The following is a 2,108-nucleotide window of genomic DNA, read 5'->3' as shown; positions in this document are numbered from 1 at the left end:
ACTCAGCATAACATTCAAACAAGTTTGATGATTCTGCATTCGCTTGCAATACCTTTGTATAAGGTAGAGCTGCACTCAGCATAACATTCAAACAAATTTGATGATTCTGCACTCGCTTGTAATACCGTTGGATAAAATTAACTTACAACACAAGGATTAACTACAAAAAACATGAAAGCAAAAGCTATTTCTTTTATAATAATATTCACCATGACTATTGTTTCGGCAAATAAAGCATTGGCGAATAAAAGGTGTGTTATTATTGATATTTTATGTCATCAACCTATTGATAATGCATCTGTTACCGTTGATGGTCATTTAGTTCTAAAATCAGATGCTAGTGGATTTGTTGATTTACCAAATGATTTTTCTTCTGTAGAGTTTGATAAAACATTTTATGAGAAGTTGGTATTACGTAATAGTGAATTACGTGACACCGTCTTTTTATCACCAACTTCATATAGATTGGGAGAAGTCGTCATATATGGTATAAAGCCCAAAAATAACTATCCGAAATTTAAGGTGGATAAAGATGAATTAGCTATGATCTGGTATAAGACTCAACCTACCAACTTACTTAATTTGATAAAGCTTGTAGCTGATAAGATATTTACTCATGGCACTGATGAAAGACAAAAGAGAAAAAGGATTATAGATAATTATTAGGTTCTTCATAACACAACTGCTGTAACACTTATGTGAAAAAGCTAAACTGATCAAAAAGCTTATTAATATAGGGGTTTACTAGCCCCCCTGAATTTCTTATAACGAATAATTCTTATAACATATTATCAGTTAAAACACTACCATTTCAAATAGCCATATTTTCCTTTATACCACAACTGTAGTGCATTAATTATATTTTGCCAGATAACATAAGCACACGGCGCAATAACTGCTGTCGGGTTAAGAAATGAAAGCATTAACCATATTCCTATAACGGTATTTTTTTGTCCCAAAGCCTGTCCGCCAGCAATACTCTCTCCCCAGAAACCACCAACCAATTTGCCAATACCAAAAAGCAATATGGAAATAATCAACGGTAAAATAATCAATAAAGCCATTGTGGTACCCATAAGCTGTGAACGAGTAATCATTCGCACTGTCAACCCCATAACAATAGAAAGATTGAAGGACCACAAATAAAAAGCTATATTAGATTTTGACTTTAGCCAGATTATAATCTTCGGTAAGAACCTTCTCGTAAATAACGCCAGTAATAAAGGTAATACCAAAACTAAAAGTACACGTTTAAGTACCATCAGAAAAGCAAAGAGGAAAGTAATATCCGCTGATTTTTCAACCATTGGAAAGAAAAGAGGAATAATTATAGAAGTGAAACAATTCGCTATAATCATGTATACTGTCATAGAAGCAATACTTCCACCAAGTTTTTCAGTGATAACAGGAGCTGCAGCTGCTGTAGGACAAATAACACAGACAAAGACTCCTTCCAAGATCATCTTAGTCTCAGGCGATGTTGTCAAAGAAATAACAAAAACTACAGTTGCAGAAAGTAATGTACGAATACCTTGTAGACAGAGATGCCAAGTACGAGGTCGAAACTCATCAAGCTTGATCTTACAGAAGGTGACATAAAGCATCGTAAAAATAACAAAGGGCATCAAACTTACCAAACGAGGGCCAACAACATCACCTATTGGTACGAGAAACGATATACGTGAAAAAAGAAGATAAATTATTGTTCCCATGCAAATAGCAAAAAGCAACGTCCATTGTTTGATAAATTTTATTATTCTCATAAGACTAAACCTGATTAAATTCATTACAAAGGTACTGCAAATTGATAACAACGCAAAATAAACTACAGTTTTTATTGTTAATAGAATTGTTTGTTTAATGTTTAGTTTAAGTTTGTCATTACTTATGCCCCATGGCTCGTTTATCTTAACATGAATAAGTATTTTACCTATTTGCTTGCATAATTAGTATGTTTAATGATTCCATAACTATGTTATTTTTAGGTAAGGAGTGGTAATAAGGACCTGCATTTTGTATTAAATATATTACCTTTGTATAAGGTAGACTGCACTCGGCATAACATTCAAACAAGTTTGATGATTCTGCGCTCGTTTGTAATACCTTTG

Annotated in this window: 2 protein-coding genes; one reads left to right on the top strand and one right to left on the bottom strand. The window is 33.2% G+C overall.

The window, feature by feature from the left end; genetic code table 11:
* Positions 1 to 171: 171 nt before the first annotated feature.
* Positions 172 to 666: a hypothetical protein gene (locus B045_RS14950; protein WP_018464431.1), complete on the top strand. Its 495-nt coding sequence runs from the start codon at positions 172 to 174 to the stop codon at positions 664 to 666.
* A 137-nt stretch (positions 667 to 803) separates the two neighbouring features.
* Here B045_RS14950 and B045_RS0111620 read toward each other — a convergent pair whose 3' ends face one another.
* Entirely contained in the window at positions 804 to 1,763 is a 960-nt protein-coding gene (locus B045_RS0111620) for a transporter (RefSeq protein ID WP_025884333.1), read from the bottom strand.
* Positions 1,764 to 2,108: the final 345 nt, after the last annotated feature.

It is taken from the genome of Segatella paludivivens DSM 17968 = JCM 13650 (genome assembly GCF_000373185.1).
GTDB classification, from domain to species: domain Bacteria; phylum Bacteroidota; class Bacteroidia; order Bacteroidales; family Bacteroidaceae; genus Prevotella; species Prevotella paludivivens.
The sequence above is the reverse complement of the archived record's forward strand: the minus strand, read 5'-3'. Positions and strand labels throughout refer to the sequence as shown.

What these genes read in the sequence shown, in the direction of transcription:
- B045_RS14950 (WP_018464431.1), top strand. Translation starts at nt 172, where the DNA reads ATGAAAGCAAAAGCTATTTCTTTTATAATAATATTCACCATGACTATT.
- B045_RS0111620 (WP_025884333.1), bottom strand. Translation starts at nt 1,763, where the DNA reads ATGAGAATAATAAAATTTATCAAACAATGGACGTTGCTTTTTGCTATT.